This window comes from Clostridium sp. HBUAS56017 (assembly GCF_007115085.1).
In the GTDB taxonomy this organism is placed as follows: Bacteria; Bacillota; Clostridia; order Clostridiales; family Clostridiaceae; genus Clostridium; species Clostridium cibarium.
The window spans coordinates 29,213-32,787 of the sequence record NZ_SULK01000026.1 but is presented as its reverse complement, the minus strand read 5'-3'; the positions used below and the strand labels follow the sequence as shown (position 1 = coordinate 32,787).

Here is a 3,575-nt window from a genome sequence, read left to right as displayed (position 1 = left end):
AATATTTTTTTGCATTTTCAGGCAAATTATCATAACTTCTAGCATCAGCTACTGATTCATCCCAACCATCAAATTCTTCATATATAGGTTCACATTTAGCTAAATCATCTAAACTAGCAGGGAAATAGTCTAAAACTTCATCATTAAACTTATATCCTACGCATACTTTTATTTTTTCTAATCCTGCTAATGTATCTATTTTGGTAACAGCTAATGATGTTAATCCACTAACTCTTGTAGCAGATTTTACAATAACTAAATCAAGCCAACCACATCTTCTTGATCTTCCTGTAGTTACCCCATATTCATGGCCTTTTTCTCTTATCCATTCTCCAGTTTCATCGTTCAATTCTGTAGGAAAAGGTCCTTTTCCTACTCTTGTTGTATAAGCTTTAGCTATTCCAACTGCACTTGTAATTAGATTTGGACCTATGCCAACTCCATTACTAACTCCACCAGCTGTAGTATTTGATGATGTTACATATGGATATGTACCATGGTCTATATCTAATAACATCCCTTGAGCGCCTTCAAATAGAACAGTTTTATTTGCTTTTATGCCATCATATACTTGTACGGATGTATCCTTAACAAAAGGTTTTATCTTTCTAGCATATTCCTTAAAATCCATTAAAACTTTTTCTACATCAAGTGCTTCCCCTCCATATACTTTTGTTATATATGAATTTTTCATAGCTACATTTTCTCTTAACTTCTCCTCGAAAACATCTTCATGCATAAGATCACAGATTCTTATGCCACATCTTTCTATTTTATCAGTATAACAAGGTCCTATTCCTTTTCCTGTTGTTCCAATATCATTTTTTCCTCTAGCTTCTTCTTTTAACTTATCTAAAATCTTATGATAAGGCATTATTAGATGTGCTCTATCACTTATTATTAATTTTTCAGGTGTAACCTTGACACCCTCTTTTTCTAGATATCCTATCTCTTCAAATAAGGCCTTAGGGTCTACTACAACACCATTTCCAATAACATTTAGTTTATCATCATATAGTATACCTGAAGGTATTAAGTGAAGCTTGTATTGCTTATCTCCAACTTCTACAGTATGACCTGCATTATTACCTCCTTGGAATCTAACAACTACATCTGCTTCTTCTGCAAGATAGTCTGTCATCTTACCTTTTCCTTCATCTCCCCATTGAGCTCCTAAAACAATAAATGCTGACATATACATTGCCTCCTTATGAATTCTCTCCACCTTTCATACTAGCAAAGTGAATTCAATAGGTCAATAATAAGTCGAATATTTTTTTATTTATTCTGAAAATAATTCGTATAATAATGCAAAAAAGGAATTGAGGTTAAATTTAATTAACTTCAATTCCTTCTATTAAATCTACATTGATTTCGATTTTTCAGCACACTTTATCATAGCTTCAATAACGGCACTTCTAAATCCTTGCTTTTCTAGCTCTACTACAGCATCTATTGTTGTTCCTGCAGGAGAACAAACCATATCCTTAAGTTCTCCTGGATGTTTTCCTGTATCTAATACCATTTTTGCTGATCCTAGAACACTCTTTGATGCCATTTTATAAGCTTTTGCTCTAGGTATTCCAAGTTTAACTGCTGCATCTGCCATAGCCTCAATAAACATGAAGACATAAGCAGGAGATGAACCGCATAACGCTATAAATCCATCAAAATCCTTCTCTTCTAATTCAACATAATCTCCAAAACTTTTATAAATCTTAAACACATAGTCCATATCTTCTTCAGATACGTTTTTATTGGCACATATAGCTGACATAGCCTCTCCAACAAGCGCTGGTGTGTTTGGCATTGTCCTTACTATCTTATAGCCCTCTCCAAGCCAATATTCCATACTATTAATAGTTACTCCTGCAGCAATAGTCACTATAACCTTATCTTTAGATAGACATTCCTTTATTTCTTCTATTACCTTCTTGTATAGAAATGGCTTCACTGCTAAAATTAGAATATCTGACTGCTCTGCAACTATTTTATTTGATAATGTTGTTTCCACACCAAAATTCTTTTTTAAATTGCTTCCAGAGGCTTCAGTCTTTGTAGATACTATTAAATCTTCTTTTCTTATAAACCCTGATTTAATTAATCCTCCAACCATGGCACCACCCATGTTTCCACAACCTATAAATCCTATTTTCTTGTTCATCTAGACACCCCCAAGTATATGTTATTCATTATTGAACAACATCTAAATTACCAAACTTACTGAATTGACCAAGCCAAGCCATTTTAACCGTTCCTACTGGACCATTTCTTTGCTTTGCTATTATACATTCAGCTACGCCTTTGTCTTCTGATTCCTTATTATAATACTCATCTCTATATAGGAACATAACAACATCAGCATCCTGCTCTATAGACCCTGATTCTCTTAAGTCAGATAACATTGGTCTATGGTCAGCTCTTTGCTCTGGCGCACGAGATAGCTGTGATAATGCTATGACTGGACACTCCATTTCCTTAGCCAATGCTTTTATAGATCTTGATATTTCAGATACCTCTTGTTGCCTGTTCTCTGTTGATGATCCTGACATTAATTGAAGATAGTCTATTAATATCAGGTCAATACCGTGTTCCATCTTTATTCTTCTGCACTTAGATCTCATTTCCATTACTGAAACTCCAGCAGTATCATCTATGTATATCTTAGCTTTTGATAACGGGCCTGTTGCTCTAGCTATATTTTCCCAGTCCCTATCATCAAGCTCTCCTGTTCTAAGGCTAAGCATATCTACATTAGCCTCTGAACATAATAATTTATATGCAAGCTGTTGCTTTGGCATTTCTAGAGAAAATATTACTACACTCTTACCTGATCTAAGCGCTGCATGTTCTGCGATATTAAGTGCAAAAGTTGTTTTACCCATTGAAGGTCTTGCTGCAATAAGTACCATATCACCTTTTTGAAATCCTGAAGTTTTATCATCTAAATCTTTTATTCCAGAACTTACTCCTGTAACTTCACCCTTATTATTGAAAAGCCTTTCTATTTCAATAAATCCTCTTTCTAATACAACGCTTAAAGGTTCAAAATCATTGGTAGTCTTTTTCTCTGCTATATCAAATATTTTCTTTTCAGCTTGATCTAATACCTCTTCTACTTCTCCTTGCCTATTATAGCTATCTTCTATGATTTTAGTAGATGCTTTTATTAGTTTTCTAAGTAAGGATTTCTCTTCTACAATTTTTATATATGAAGAAAGATTGGCTGTAGTAGGAACTGAAGAACTTACTTCTGTGATATAAGTTACTCCACCTGCATTCTCTAATTGATCATTAGACTTTAAGTATTCTAGTAAAGTTACAAGATCTACAGCCATATCATTCTTAAACATTTCAAATATAGCCTTATATATTACCTTATGCCCATCTCTGTAAAAATCATTCTCTCCTAATTTTTCTACAACTTCGGCTATTGCACTTTTATCTATAATCATAGATCCAATTACAGATTGTTCAGCTTCTATACTATGTGGTAAACTTCTCATTGTCGAAGTCTCCAAGAGTACCCCTCCATTCTATTTTTCTAATACTATGTCAATTAATTCTTCTATTCT

General features: G+C 33.7%; 3 protein-coding genes. All 3 read right to left on the bottom strand.

Annotation, left to right across the window (positions count from 1 at the left end; translation table 11 throughout):
- Positions 1-1,195, bottom strand: a 1,195-nt coding sequence (locus FAY47_RS17445; RefSeq protein WP_243129654.1) for an adenylosuccinate synthase, incomplete at its 3' end; no start/stop codon positions are given.
- A gap of 168 nt (positions 1,196-1,363) precedes the next feature.
- Entirely contained in the window at positions 1,364-2,164 is an 801-nt protein-coding gene (proC, locus tag FAY47_RS17440; protein ID WP_143318214.1) for a pyrroline-5-carboxylate reductase, read from the bottom strand.
- Positions 2,165-2,192: 28 nt separating this feature from the next.
- Entirely contained in the window at positions 2,193-3,521 is a 1,329-nt protein-coding gene (locus tag FAY47_RS17435) for a replicative DNA helicase (RefSeq protein ID WP_143318213.1), read from the bottom strand.
- Positions 3,522-3,575: the final 54 nt, after the last annotated feature.